The following is a 13,472-nucleotide window of genomic DNA, read 5'->3' as shown; positions in this document are numbered from 1 at the left end:
TCGACGCTCCTGCACGTGAAGCCTCACAGCAAGAGCGTCTCTTTGGTATAACCTTATGAAGAAGCCTGCCTGGTTGCCAGCTCTGGCTCCCCACCTTTCCCCGAAACAATCAGCGCAGCACCGACGAGCACTGCACATCCTCCCAACAGCTGAAGCAAGCTGAATGCCTCACCAAACAACAACGCTGAAAACCCAAACGTGACGACAGGCTCCAGCGTGCTTAGTACCGACGCTTTGGTTGACCCGATCAGTTGCAAGCCGCGGAAGAAAAAACTGATGGCGACCACCGTAGAAAAAACGACGATCCCCAACAACGCCCAACACCCTTGTACCGGAAAGGACAGATTGACACCACCGTCTTTTAGCGCAATGAAAAAGGTAGAAATGGAAGCAAACAGGGCGATGTACGCAGATGTTACATAGGATGAGACTCCTTTTACCACTCGATTCCCCACCACAATGTAAACGGAATAAAACAGCGCCGCCGCAAGAGCCAACAATATGCCAATTGGCTGAATCCCGCCAAATGACAAGCCGAGCACTAGCCCAAGACCGACGAGTGTAATCAGCATGGCGATGACAGTCTTTTTCGTCAGCCGCTCCTTCTCGACGAAGTAGCTCAGTATGGCAACAAACACCGGAAATGTGTACAGCAGCAAGGCAGCCATTGAGGTCGGGATGTACTGCACCGCCGAGAAAAAGCTAAGAGATTGCAGCGTGTACAAAATCCCGCCGAGACAAAACATCGCGAGCACCTGTCTTTTATCCAAGCGAAGCGACTCCTTGCGCCAGAGCAACAAACCAAAAAACAGAGCAGTCGCCAATAAAAATCGCAAAAACAGGAGCGTCGAAACAGAGACACCCGCTTCGTAGGCGTACACAGCGAAAATAGACATGACGCCGAAGCCAGCCGCCGATCCGAAAATATATAACACTCCGACATACAGCGGATTCACAACATTTCACCAGCTTTCTCGAAATGACAGCGACAAGTGACGCGACAGGTCTGAAAAAAATTTTACGATCAGTGCTTTAACCCCGACCCTTCTCTACGGAATATGCGCGACGCGAGAAAAATAGTGAAAACCACATAGACAAGCAAGGAGCCAATCCCCAGAAGCGCATGCATCGGGTCGACCTTGCCATAAAACACTTCCTTGGATAATGCGACACCGTTGAACACGGGCATCACGTAATAATGCGCGGGGATGTCGACCGGACTGACTGGCATCAGCATGTACGAGGGAACCATCGCCAAAAATATGACAGCACTCATGTACGTCTGTCCCTCTTTAAAAGACTTGGCAATCGTACTCAAAACTAGCTCCAGCCCTGCAAAGAGCGCCGCCAACAACAAAATTGTCACGATAAGCACCAACAAAGTGACAGGCGAGAAGAAGGCGAGTGTAAAATGATCTACTTCCGTCCCCATTGGTCCCAAACGCATGGCCAGTGTGACAGAAATCAGTGACGCTACTGCCCCCATGATACTCATGGTCATGACAGCCAACAGCTTTGCCGTAAGGATGTGCTGGGCTGCAATCGGAGCCGTCAACAGTGATTCGAGCGTTCCCCGCTCTTTCTCACCGGCGACGAGATCATTCGCTGCGGCCATTCCCGCGGATGCGAGCGAGACTACCAGCATTAACGGAATGATGCCAGCCAGCATCCCTCCCGACTTCCTTTCCTCAGAGGCTGCATTTTGAAAGGTAGAGACAATCGGTTGAATCGTCTGCTCGGACAAGCCCGCTTGGTTCAACCTTTTCGCTACGACGTCTTTGCTATAAGCTTCTACTGTCTGCTCGATCAACGTGCGGGCATAGACAGACTTTTGATTGGTCGAGTCATAGTCAACCGATAACTGCGCTGTTTTTCCCGCCGCGATCTCTTCATCGAAGCCAGCAGGAATTGTCAAAATAGCGCGTAGCTGCCCCGCTTGCAGTGCTTGTTTCGGATCGGACGGCTCCAAGATTTGAACAGCGGGATTTTTTTTCAAAACAGCAATCAATGAGGATGATCCTTGAACGGCTAACGGGATGTACTCCCTCGCTTCTTTTTCCACATTGCTGTAGGACGTTCCCAGCAAAAAGAAGACGAACGGAATGATGAGCAATGGCACCAGGAGCGTCCCCATCCACGCCTTGCGATCGCGAAACAAGTCCATCAGCTCTTTTTTGAATACAGTCCAAACGACATGCGAGCCCATCAGCCCTCGCTCCCTTCCACGACAGCCATGAAAATGTCGTCCAGATCCTCTGTCCCAAACTGCTCGCGCAACGCATCCAATCCCCCGGCGAAACGCAGCTTCCCCTTGTGCATGAGCGCAACCCTTTTGCACAGCTTGTTAATCTCGCCCATGTTGTGACTGGAAAACAGAATCGTCTTCCCCTCTTCTTGCAGCTTTCTGACCATTCTTCGAAAGATTGTGGCAGCCGTTACATCCAATCCTGTCGTCGGTTCATCCAGCAAAATGACATCGGGATCGTGTACGAGCGTCCGGGCAATCGCTACCTTTTGCTTCATTCCCCGGGAAAAGGCCCCCACTCGCCTGTCGATAAAATTATCCATCTCAAGCATCCGGCTCAGTCTGCCAATCCGCTCTTCAAGCCTCGCTTGCTCCAAACCATATAGGCGACCGAAGTACGCGATATTTTCCCGCGCTGTCAAACGGCTGTAAAGACCCACGTCTCCCCCGAACAAAATCCCGATTCTACGGCGCACTTCAAGCGGTTGCTGCCGAACGGAAAACCCGCTAATCTCGATGTCTCCCTCGGTCGGGGTCAAAACCGTCGCCATCATGCGCATCGTCGTTGTCTTACCCGCACCGTTTTCGCCGAGAAGTCCGTATACCTCGCCTGCCTCGACCCGAAACGATACATGTTGGACCGCTGCGATCTCCTTGAATCGCTTGCTGACATCCTTGACCTCAATCAACAGCAGCCCCTCCTCTCCCGTATTTTCACTAAAATTGTACCTTCAGCAAGTACGATGCTCGCTTTTCTCCCGTAAACGTCACCTGTACAACACCCGCCCGCCCGCGCAAAACTCGCGGTATAACGCCCGTGACATGAAATTCCCTTCGCTTCTCATCAACTCGCGCGACAGACACGGAGCCTGGAGGCGAAAAGACCTTGTCGCCTTCCAGTGTATAAAACGAAAGGGTGATTTCCCCCGCTTGCCCGTGGGCTTCTCCCGAAAACTGGATGATCTCTATCATTCCTAACACCGCCGACACTCCCGTAAGGTCAAAAAGCGGGTGACGCAGATTCGCAAGCGTCTGTCCTTTTTTCCAGTCCTGCAAAAACGCATCGAACTCCTGTACAGCAACCATCCACGCCGTCGAGGAAGTCGTAGTCGCCGGGACATGCGAAGGTATGGCACCAAACACAAGAGCAGAAGACATCATCACCAATGGCAAAATAGAGAACATGCTAATTCCCTCCAATAATTGGTTGCCCTTAGCATGCCCTCATAAAAGTTACCCGTATGTGGCTTTGGCGAATCAGAATCTTTTGACTTTAAAAACGGTAACTCTCCTGATCCTACAGCGGATAGCGCTCTTTCCACTTGGTCAGGGAAAAGCCCTCAAACAGCGCGACAAAAGCCTCTGTATCGTTAATATAATGACGGGTTTCTTTTGCCTCTGGATGCTTTTCTAGAAACAGAGTCGCTACCAAATGGCTGACAGGAACACCTTCTGCCTCTTGATCGTAAATGCCCCGTTCTGCGAGCACTTTGCCAAAATAACGCACATAGGTGACGGTTATGGTTTTTTCTTGACCGTTTTCTTGCCACGTAGAAATGGAACGATCAAATGTATCAGACGGTGATCCACCTTTTCCAGGTGCCACACTTTCTCCTGCAACAGAAATGAGCTTCATGTACTTCCATCCTCCTTTTTCTTCCTGTACGTTCATTATAGGGGAGAGTGGAAATTGTTACAAATTGCTTTGTCATCTGCCATTGAGAATCCACTGCGTTTACTTGTCTGATACACTAAACAGAACGGTTAAAAAACTCCGATTTTTTTCTCATCCCGTGTCAGAAAATCCTTGAACCCGAAGTCTACACAGTACATCAACAAATCACGAGGAGTTTTTGCGATGGATCACTTGATAATCAGGCCCAAGACTCATGAGGAACACACCCAGATAGCAGACGAGACTTTGGTAGAGCAGGCGAAGGCCGGAGATCAGGAGGCGTTTAGCGAGCTGGTCAGGCGTCATCGCTCCAAAGTATACGGCTATGCACGGTCGTACACACAAGAAGCTTTTCTTGCCGAAGACATCGTTCAGGATGCTCTCATTCGCGCCTTTTTGCACCTGGGAACGCTGGTGGACAGCCGACGTTTCCTTCCTTGGCTGCATCGGATTGTGCGCAATCAGGCGTACACACGGCTTTCGAAGGGGGCGCAAAAAAGGGAAACTGTCTTCTCGAGTCTGGGCAAACAAACGCATGAGCAGGAACCGACTGACTGGGAAGACCTCGATAGTATCCTGCACAGGTTAGGACGGTCTTGGTCACACGCTGCGCAGAACAGCAATCCCGAAGAGGCCATGGTGCGGCGTGAACTGTTTGAGACGATCAGGAGCCTGCTGTACTGCCTCAACCCTCGGGAGAGACGCATAGTGGAATCTCACTTTTTTGATCATTTGGCTCCTCATGAGATCGCCCACATGTTCCAGATGTCCCAGGCGAATGTCTACCAAGTGCTATCGCGTTCTCGCAAAAAACTGATTCAGGAAAAAACTCGTGTCGTTGTTGATCAATACATGAAGACGAGAAGGGTTGCGGGGAGTATGAAACAAGCAGTATTGAATAAACCAGAAGCATTCACGATGCCTACTTGGGTTACTTGCGCAGCGGCACTGTACGGATTGGTAGAATCGACCGAGCGAAAAATGTCTTTGCCGATGATACTTGGCCTGAGCGGCCATGCCTTTCGCTTGACGATCGTTCCTGGAAATATCCATATTGCAGGCCCGACGATGTTTCACTTTCAACGAGTCTTGCAGCAGGGTTTGAAAAACATGGGCTTTGAATCTCGTGCCGTTACCTCCTATCATCTTTCCTGCGAACCAAGCATGAATGCCAATCAAGTTGCTCCCTCGCTATTGAGCCCGGAGGCACGCGAAAAGCGCCAGCTGTCTGTCCTCTTGCCAGAAGCATTGGAGCTGGTTCACCGCTCCATTGACAAAGGGCATTCTGTGCTTGCTTGGGACCTGTTCATGCCAGAGTTCGGTTTAATCTACGGCTATGATGATGAAAAAAGAGTGTTTTACGCAGGAGACAACTGCCGCAACGACAGTCCCATTCCCTATGAAAACTTGGGGCGGGGTATCCTTGAGGAGTTATTTGTCCTTGCTATCGACCGTGCGTTTCCGATCGACCAACGCACGATGCTCGCAAATGCTCTCCACTCTGCACTCGTTCATTATCGTGGAGAAGAACCGCAGGACCCGAGCTGCGTAAATGGTCTAGCGGCCTATGCTGCTTGGCAGGAAGCCTATGAAAAGGGAACGGTTGAGCCGAATGGCAACTCGTATACGACCGTGGTGAACGGGGATGCACGTCGCTACGCCTCTCTTTTCTGGAGCGAAATCGCCGATACGTGGACAGATTCTGTGTTTGATGAGGTTCGTCCGCTGATGAAAGAAGCGGCTAGCTTGTATGGGGCGATTGCCGACGACTTTGACACGTTAAGCAAGCTCTTCCCGTTCCCGGCTGGGGGAGATCCGAACGATGCAGAGCATGGCAAGCAGGCTATTGCGTTGTTGCAGGCGATTGAGCGAAATGAGCGTGCTGCCATATCGGTACTGGAGCAAATACAGACGGGACTCACTACAAATCAGGCGCGCACATAAAAGGGACAGAAAAAAGAACGCAGTCAGAAAAGCTGCGTTCTTTTTCGTTCGAATTATTCCTCGTATTCGCCCCATTCAAGTGTGCCGTTTACGGCATCTACGTAAGGCCAGCCCTTGCTCTTGTCAATCGTATAGACAAGGGTGAGAAAAGGAGCTTCCTTGCCTTTGTAGGTTGGCCAGAAGTAGGACAGCTTTACAGGGAGATTTTTGGCTACGATTTCAGCAGCTTGTTGCTCCGTTACGGATTGCTTCAGGATGGGAAGAGTACCCTCTTTTTCCGGCAAATTCACAATGAATTTCAATACTTGTCCACTCTCTATATCGACCTTCATCCAATAGTAACGGTCGAACACAGGCAAACCATCGTGCAGTTCATGAAAAATGAAAGTATACGTCCCTATTCCTGTATCCTCCCCCTCTTCACCCTCTCCTTCATTCAACTCGATCATCCAATCAGCCATTTTCGGCTGTTTATATGGATCAAATATCTCAACCTGCCATTCAGTAGAGGATTTTGCGACATATGGCTCGATGATAGCAATTGCTTTTTTCAAGGCTTCTTCTTTCGATAAGGGAACGGGCAAGCTCTTTGTTTCCATCCAATTATTCGCACCGATAACCTCTCCTGTAGACGCATCCAGCGAAATGGAAACTTCATCTCCATCATCATCGCTCCAGGAATGTATGAACTCATCATCAACTTCACCTGTGTTGTATTGCGTATACATCTCCTTCGTATCTACGCCAAACAGGCTCGCAACGATTTTTTCTCCATCTGCCCTGCTTTTGACGATAAGCGGCTCTCCCTTTGGCGATAGCGTAAGCTTCTTCAGGTTGTCAGGATTTCTTTTTCCATCCCCTGCAATCTCTGCTCCCTGAATGAAGTCAATCTGCTTTCCTGTCACGGCATCGATGTAAGGGGGATTTATCCATACATATTGCATGCCCGGCTTGGCATCTTTCCCTTCCAGCACATAGCCCAAATCAAGACGCTCAGGAGTGAAATACTGCTTTTTGAGAGCTTCTGGTGTTAGTGCCGTTTTCGGATCTGGGACCTTGACCCCTCTCAAATTAAATGGGGTACTGGTACTTGATGCCTCCAAAATATGACCAGCATAATCCGTCGCCACGTATATGCCCGTTCCATTTCCCAATACCTCCAGCCCATTTAGTAACGTTGGATAATAAACAATACGGTATATTGCTAACGGATCAGCCAAAACTTCAGGGTCTACCTCTTCAACAGCGTCCGATAATTGAGGGGAGCCTAATTGTTTTCTTTTGTCTGCTCCCAATAACTCAAGCACTGCTTTTTCTGCCCGTTGCAAAATAACCTCGTCTGTCGCAATTTCCCCTTGCTTCCAAATAGGAAAACTAGCGCTGTACATGAACAGCTCTCCAGTTTTGCTGTCAAAGACAACAGTGGCACCCATGTCATTGGATTCGGGACTTCTCAGATAGAGCATTATCAGTTTTTCATCGATCTCACTTTTTACAATCGTTCGTTTCGTCAATGCTTTCAATCCAGGCTCCAGCTTTTCTAAAGCAGCTACGATCTGAGTGGCCCGCTCTGGGAGCTTTTCCTCGCTTTTTGTAACAGTTGCAATGTGGCTAGGATGGATTTCAGGACTTGCAGCCAAGGCTGTTCCACTTGTTCCTGCCAACATCATTGCTATTGTCAAAGCGATTGCTGTGCGTTTTCCATTTCGTTTCATTAATTCTCCTCATTCTTTCTTAATCCTCGTACTCTCCCCATTTAAAGGACCCATTTACGGCATCGACGGTTGGCCAGCCTTTGCTGGTATCGAGTTTGTAAACGAGAATGGGTGCATTCTTCTCTCCTGACCTCGGCCAGATATAGGTCAACCTGACCGGTACCTGTTTGGAAACAATATCTGCTGCCTGTTGGGCTGTTACAGATGGCTTGAGCACAGGATATTTGCGATCCTCTGCTGGAACGGATGCCACGAATTCAGCGACCTGTCCCTTATTGGGATCAATTGCTACTCCGTAGGAATACTCCATGAGCGGTATCCCATTTTGCTTTTCGAGAAATAAAAAACTATACTGCTCGATGGATTTCTTGTCCTCTTTCTTGGTTCCCTCATACATTTCGACTTGCCACTCGGCTTTTTTAGCATGAGGCTCAAGAAACGTAATCGCCTTTTGCAAGGATTGCTCTTTTGTTAGAGGCACTGAGAGATTTTCGATATGTGCCAAATTTACGTATCCACCGATATCGCCAGTCACTTTGTTCACCATAATAGAGGCCCGATTAAAATCGATAGGGTTCGACCAATCATAAGTGATTTCGCCCTGCTGTTCATCTTTTCGATAGGTTGTATACAACTTCTTGGCATCAACCTCAAACAAATTCTCTAAAATCTGCTGATCGGTTGCGTCTTTTGCAATGAATGGTTTCCCTTGGGGTTTCAAAGAAATGTCCTTGATATCAGATGTATGGAGTTTTCCATCCCCTTCTCCTGCTCTCCATTCTATTTCGATCTGCTTTCCCGTCAATGCATCAAATACAGGCGCCGTTCTCATGGTATATTCGATACCGGGTTTTCCATCTGTTCCTTCCCATACATAGCCATAACGAAGGCGTTCAGGCGTAAATATTTGCTTCTGAATCTCTTCTTTTGCCACAGCTTTTTTCGGATCAGCAACCTGTATCCCCGTCAAATCGAGCGGTTGAAAAGATAGGTCCAACAAATGCCCGCCTGAATCCATGTCCACATCGATACCAAAGCGCGTTTCGTCAATTTCCAGACCATTTAGCAGAATCGGAAAGTACACATTCGGGTATATAAACGACACTTCTTCACCGTATACCGTTTTCGACAATTGAGGCGCATCTGTCATTTTTCGCTTCTTTTCTCCGAACAACTCTAGCACAGCTTTCTCAGCCTTTTGCACGATGGCTTCGTCTGTTACTTTTTCATTCTCTTCCCAAATGAATGGGGAAGCCTCGTAACCAAGTAATTCGCCGCTATGGCGATCAAAAAGCAGATATGCACTCATTTCAGAATCGTCAGGATGGCTCATATACAAATCCACTTGATTTTCATCGTAATCAGAAATAACGACCTCTCGGAACGTCAGAGCTTTTAAAGCAGGCTCCAGCTTCTCCAGCGCAGCGACAATCTCTACCGCACGAGCAGGTAGCTTGACTTGGTCTTCGGATGGATTTTCAGCATTTTTCAAGATCATTTCTGGGCTTGCAGCAAATGCCTGGGCACCCGTTCCCAGCAGCATGGTTGTCACTGCAAAAGCAGCCGTTGCACTTTTCCAATTTTGTGTCATGAACATTTCTCCTAATCAATTATGATGATAGCTACGCATTCTATCTTACTTTTTTTCCACTATTTAGCATAGCTCTCAGCGCAAAAAAACAGCACTCTCCCCTTACAGAGAAAGTGCTGTCGTATATTTTGTCCTACAGGCTGTTCAATACTTCCTGAATCAGCTTGTTTACCATTCCCGGGTTAGCCTTCCCTTTGGTTTGCTTCATGACCTGTCCAACGAAGAAAGCAGCTGCCTTTTCGTTTCCGGCCTTGAAGTCTGCCACAGCTTGCGGATTGGAATTGACCGCATCGACGACGATTTGACGCAGGGCGCCTTCATCGCTGATTTGGACGAGTCCTTTTTCTTCGACGATCTGCTTTGGCTCTTTGCCGGTCTCCACCATCTCTTTGAAGACGGTTTTGGCGATTTTGGAGGAAATGGTTCCGTCCTCAATCAGCTTGATCATCTCACCCAAGCCTTTTGGTGTCATTTTCACATCAGCAAACACCAGGTTGTTGGCGTTGAGGTGTGCCAACAGATCAACCATCAGCCAGTTTGCTACTGACTTCGGCTCTGCTCCTGTTTTCACAGTCTCATCAAAGAAATCAGCCGTCTCTTTGGAGATCGTAATGACTCCGGCATCATCCTTAGACAAGCCAAACTCGTTCACATAGCGAGCCTGACGAGCATCTGGCAGCTCTGGAATGGTTGCGCGAACCGCTTCAATCCACTCCTCGGAAATCTGCATGCGAACCAGATCCGGGTCTGGGAAGTAACGATAGTCGTGCGCTTCCTCTTTGGAACGCATCGTCAACGTCTTCTTGTTCGCTTCATCCCAACGGCGCGTCTCCTGAACGACCTTGCCACCGGAAGAAACTACCTCCGTCTGACGCTGTACCTCGTACTCCAAGCCCATTTGCACGTTGCGGAAGGAGTTCATGTTTTTCAGCTCGGCCTTGGTACCGAATTCTTCTTGACCATACGGGCGGATGGAAACGTTAGCGTCACAACGCAGGGAGCCTTGTTCCATGCGAACGTCAGATACTTCGGTGTACTGGATGATCGCTTTCAGCTTTTCCAGATACGCACGTGCTTCTTCCGGTGTGCGGATGTCCGGCTCGGAAACGATCTCGACGAGCGGTACCCCAACGCGGTTGAAGTCTACCAGAGACTCACCGCCAAAATCGCTGTGTGTCAGCTTGCCCGCATCCTCTTCCAAATGCAGACGAGTGATCCCAATGCGCTTCGTCTCCCCGTTTACTTCGATGTCGATCCAGCCATTGTAGCCGATCGGCTGGTCAAACTGCGAGATTTGGTACGCTTTTGGCGAGTCTGGATAAAAGTAGTTCTTGCGGTCGAACTTGGTTTCGCGGGAAATCTCGCAGTTGAGGGCGAGTGCTGCTTTCATCGCGAACTCTACCGCTTGCTTGTTCGTTACAGGCAGTACACCTGGATGTCCCAAGCAGATCGGGCATGTATGTGTATTCGGCGGTGCACCAAATTCAGTCGGGCAGCCGCAAAAGATTTTACTGTTGGTCGATAGCTCAGCGTGAACCTCCAAGCCGATGACGGTTTCGTACTTGCTCATGCTCTTACCCCCTCACCCATTCCGGTTTGCGACCGTAGAAGCCTGCGGTTTGTTCATACGCATGGGCTACGCGCAATACGGTGGATTCGTCAAATGCACGACCTACGATCTGCAAACCGATCGGCAGACCGTTTTTGGAGAATCCGCACGGTACGCTGATTGCTGGCAGACCAGCCAGGTTTACAGGAACGGTACAAATATCCTCGAGATACATTTTCACCGGATCATCTACGTTTTCTCCTACTTTGAAAGCCGTAGAAGGCGTCGTTGGATGCAGGATGACATCGTAGTCAGCAAAAATGCTGTTGAAGTCCTGGATGATCAGGGTACGCACCTGCTGCGCCTTTTTGTAGTAAGCATCGTAATAACCAGACGAGAGCGCGTAGGTTCCGAGCATGATGCGGCGCTTCACTTCTGGGCCAAAGCCTTGGCTGCGGGATTCCTTGTACAGCTCGATCAGGTTTGCCGCATTGTCTGCACGCACACCATAACGAACGCCGTCAAAACGAGCCAGGTTGGACGAAGCTTCAGACGAAGACAAGAGATAGTAAGCTGGCACTGCATATTCCGTGTGCGGCATGGAAACCTCGCTCCATGTAGCACCCATGCTCTCCAGCTGCTTCAAAGCTGCCAGAACAGCATCGCGAACCTCAGGGTCAATCCCTTCTCCGATCAACTCTTTTGGTACCCCAATACGCAGTCCTTTTACATCTCCAGTCAATGCCGACAAGTAATCCGGTACGTCCACATTGGCAGAGGTAGAGTCGTATTCATCATGTCCCGCAATCGCTTGCAGCACATAGGCGGAATCCTCAACGTTTTTCGTCACAGGCCCGATTTGATCCAACGAGGACGCGAACGCAACCAGCCCAAAACGGGATACGCGTCCATACGTAGGCTTCAAGCCGACAACGCCACAAAAAGCAGCAGGCTGACGGATGGAACCGCCTGTATCAGAGCCAAGGGTGAAGTAAAAATGACGCGCAGCCATTGCCGCCGCTGAGCCACCGGAAGAGCCTCCCGGAACGTAGTCGGTGTTCCACGGGTTTTTCGCTGGGAAAAAGCCGGAATTTTCGTTGGAGCCGCCCATCGCAAACTCGTCCATGTTCAGCTTCGCAACGATGACTGCATCAGCATCCTTCACCTTTTTGGAAACAGTCCCGTCATGAACAGGATCGTAGTTCGCCAAAAATTTGCTCGCGCAAGTCGTGCGAACGTCTTTTGTAACCAGATTGTCCTTCAGTCCGGCAGGCAAGCCGTAGAGAAGACCCAGCTCCTCATTTCCCTTGACCAGACGCTCGTCCAATTGACGGGCATGAGCCAGGGCTCCCTCTTCATCTACATGCAGGACGGATTTGATTTCTCCGTCATGCTCCTTGATGCTAGCAATGGAAGCCTGCACCAGATCCGTTACCGAAATCTCTTTTGCGCGCAGCGCGCTATGTATCTCAGACAATCGCTTGTCAAACAGCGACACAGTGGGTTCCTCCCTTCTCGTTATCCAGTAGGTTATTCGAATACAGCCGGTACTTTAAACTGCCCGTCTTCGTGATCTGGTGCGTTTTTCAGCACGTCCTCACGCGGCAGGGACGGTCTGTTCACGTCTTCACGCATAACGTTTTTTACGTCTGTAGCATGGCTGGTTGGCTCAATATTGGATGTATCGAGCTCATTCAGCTTGGCTGCAAAATCAAGAATCGCATTCAGGTCTTTTGTGTACCGTTCCGCTTCTTCCTCAGTGAGCTGCAAACGGGCCAAATTAGCTACGTGTTCTACTTCTTTACGAGTAATGGCACTCATTCTTTCCACCTCCGAATCGTATCACATAACTTTGATCTTACTTGAAAAGTGCAGGTTCAGTCAATTTTCGCGGGGATTTCGACAGGGAAAACAAATAATGTTTTCGACAAAAAAAAGTTTACCGATTATTAACCAGTAAAAACACTTTGTCCGGCTGTTGTGGCGGGGGAGGAAACAGGAGAAAACGCTCAGCTTCTAGGTCCACCCACTGTGGGATTGACTGTCCGGCTCCATGAAAAAAAGCGAAACCCGCGTCCAAAGTCTTCCATTCTTGGAGGTATCTCAGAGGTGGACGCTAAGGGCTTGTTTCTCTTTTTTTCATTGCGCCTCGAGCGGTGTCCCTAAGATCTTCGCTTATTTCTCCTGTTTCCTCTACGAGCTTTTCGTGTTAACCGGGTCTTACATGCCTTAAAAGATTGAAGAATGTAGTACGTTACGACAGAGAAGAATATTTCCAGACGTAGCGACTTGTGGAGTCCTACCAAGCGGAGAAGGGATTAGCGGGAAGTAGAAACGCAACGTGCCCGAGCTACGAAGCGGCTACCACTTTTGCGTTTCCCCGCTAAGCCCTTCGGAGCGGACAGTCTCAGCTCTCAGCAGGACGGAGCCTGGAGCCTAGACTGGAAATATTCTTCTCCCCACCATAGCTGCATATTTTAGAGACATTAAGTTGTTGCTGTAGTGGTGAGGAGGAAACAGGAGAAAACGCTCAGCTTCTAGGTCCACCCACTGGGGGATTGACTGTTCGGCTCCATGAAAAAAAGCGAAACCCGCGTCCAAAGTCGTCCATTCAGGGGGTATCTCAGAGGTGGACGCTAAGGGCTTGTTTCTCTTTTTTTCATGGAGCCTCGGTCAGTGTCCCTAAGATCTTCGCTTATTTCTCCTGTTTCCTCTACGAGCTGTCAGTTTGATTCGATTTTTTAATGCCTTAA

General features: G+C 49.4%; 11 protein-coding genes. 1 reads left to right on the top strand and 10 read right to left on the bottom strand.

From position 1 onward, the window contains the following. Nucleotides 1-53 precede the first annotated feature (53 nt). The 5 genes from C7R94_RS02245 to C7R94_RS02225 form a co-directional block, all read right to left on the bottom strand. Complete coding sequence (locus tag C7R94_RS02245) at nt 54-956, bottom strand: DMT family transporter (RefSeq protein ID WP_106778292.1); 903 nt, start codon at nt 954-956, stop codon at nt 54-56. A 68-nt stretch (nt 957-1,024) separates the two neighbouring features. Then, complete coding sequence (locus C7R94_RS02240; RefSeq protein WP_106778291.1) at nt 1,025-2,206, bottom strand: ABC transporter permease; 1,182 nt, start codon at nt 2,204-2,206, stop codon at nt 1,025-1,027. Continuing rightward, nucleotides 2,206-2,934 carry an ABC transporter ATP-binding protein gene (locus tag C7R94_RS02235; protein WP_106778290.1) on the bottom strand — a complete coding sequence of 243 codons (729 nt, stop codon included), beginning with the start codon at nt 2,932-2,934 and terminating at the stop codon, nt 2,206-2,208. Before C7R94_RS02235 ends, C7R94_RS02240 begins: the two co-directional genes overlap by 1 nt. A gap of 28 nt (nt 2,935-2,962) precedes the next feature. Beyond that, the gene (locus C7R94_RS02230) at nt 2,963-3,430 is read right to left on the bottom strand and encodes a hypothetical protein (protein WP_106778289.1); all 468 of its coding nucleotides are present in this window, start codon (nt 3,428-3,430) and stop codon (nt 2,963-2,965) included. A 112-nt stretch (nt 3,431-3,542) separates the two neighbouring features. Next, nucleotides 3,543-3,881, bottom strand: a complete 339-nt coding sequence (locus C7R94_RS02225) for a hypothetical protein (protein ID WP_016741198.1) — start codon at nt 3,879-3,881, stop codon at nt 3,543-3,545. Nucleotides 3,882-4,103: 222 nt separating this feature from the next. Here C7R94_RS02225 and C7R94_RS02220 point away from each other — a divergent pair, with 222 nt between their 5' ends. After that, nucleotides 4,104-5,864 carry an RNA polymerase sigma factor gene (locus tag C7R94_RS02220; protein WP_106778288.1) on the top strand — a complete coding sequence of 587 codons (1,761 nt, stop codon included), beginning with the start codon at nt 4,104-4,106 and terminating at the stop codon, nt 5,862-5,864. Between the two features lie 53 nt (nt 5,865-5,917). Here C7R94_RS02220 and C7R94_RS02215 read toward each other — a convergent pair whose 3' ends face one another. From C7R94_RS02215 to gatC, 5 genes are all read right to left on the bottom strand, one after another. Continuing rightward, nucleotides 5,918-7,579, bottom strand: coding sequence for a YcdB/YcdC domain-containing protein (locus C7R94_RS02215; protein ID WP_106778287.1), 1,662 nt, complete (start codon nt 7,577-7,579; stop codon nt 5,918-5,920). Between the two features lie 19 nt (nt 7,580-7,598). Next, on the bottom strand, nt 7,599-9,170 hold the full coding sequence (locus tag C7R94_RS02210) for a YcdB/YcdC domain-containing protein (RefSeq protein ID WP_106778286.1): 1,572 nt from the start codon (nt 9,168-9,170) through the stop codon (nt 7,599-7,601). A 133-nt stretch (nt 9,171-9,303) separates the two neighbouring features. Continuing rightward, nucleotides 9,304-10,740, bottom strand: a complete 1,437-nt coding sequence (gene gatB / locus C7R94_RS02205; protein WP_106778285.1) for an Asp-tRNA(Asn)/Glu-tRNA(Gln) amidotransferase subunit GatB — start codon at nt 10,738-10,740, stop codon at nt 9,304-9,306. A gap of 4 nt (nt 10,741-10,744) precedes the next feature. Next, a complete protein-coding gene (gene gatA, locus C7R94_RS02200; protein WP_047072225.1) occupies nt 10,745-12,217 on the bottom strand; it encodes an Asp-tRNA(Asn)/Glu-tRNA(Gln) amidotransferase subunit GatA in 1,473 nt (490 codons plus the stop codon). Between the two features lie 32 nt (nt 12,218-12,249). Then, entirely contained in the window at nt 12,250-12,540 is a 291-nt protein-coding gene (gatC, locus tag C7R94_RS02195) for an Asp-tRNA(Asn)/Glu-tRNA(Gln) amidotransferase subunit GatC (protein ID WP_007717539.1), read from the bottom strand. Between the last annotated feature and the right edge of the window lie 932 nt (nt 12,541-13,472).

The sequence above is a fragment of the Brevibacillus sp. NRRL NRS-603 genome (assembly GCF_003013445.1).
GTDB lineage: Bacteria > Bacillota > Bacilli > Brevibacillales > Brevibacillaceae > Brevibacillus > Brevibacillus formosus.
Note: the sequence above shows the minus strand (reverse complement) of the source record. Positions and strands in the feature narration are given on the sequence as shown.

Bases quoted from the DNA above. Each gene is read 5' to 3' on its own strand.
- C7R94_RS02240 (WP_106778291.1), bottom strand. From the start codon at position 2,206: ATGGGCTCGCATGTCGTTTGGACTGTATTCAAAAAAGAGCTGATGGAC.
- C7R94_RS02230 (WP_106778289.1), bottom strand. From the start codon at position 3,430: ATGTTCTCTATTTTGCCATTGGTGATGATGTCTTCTGCTCTTGTGTTT.
- C7R94_RS02225 (WP_016741198.1), bottom strand. From the start codon at position 3,881: ATGAAGCTCATTTCTGTTGCAGGAGAAAGTGTGGCACCTGGAAAAGGT.
- C7R94_RS02220 (WP_106778288.1), top strand. From the start codon at position 4,104: ATGGATCACTTGATAATCAGGCCCAAGACTCATGAGGAACACACCCAG.
- C7R94_RS02215 (WP_106778287.1), bottom strand. From the start codon at position 7,579: ATGAAACGAAATGGAAAACGCACAGCAATCGCTTTGACAATAGCAATG.
- C7R94_RS02210 (WP_106778286.1), bottom strand. From the start codon at position 9,170: ATGACACAAAATTGGAAAAGTGCAACGGCTGCTTTTGCAGTGACAACC.
- gatB (WP_106778285.1), bottom strand. From the start codon at position 10,740: ATGAGCAAGTACGAAACCGTCATCGGCTTGGAGGTTCACGCTGAGCTA.
- gatC (WP_007717539.1), bottom strand. From the start codon at position 12,540: ATGAGTGCCATTACTCGTAAAGAAGTAGAACACGTAGCTAATTTGGCC.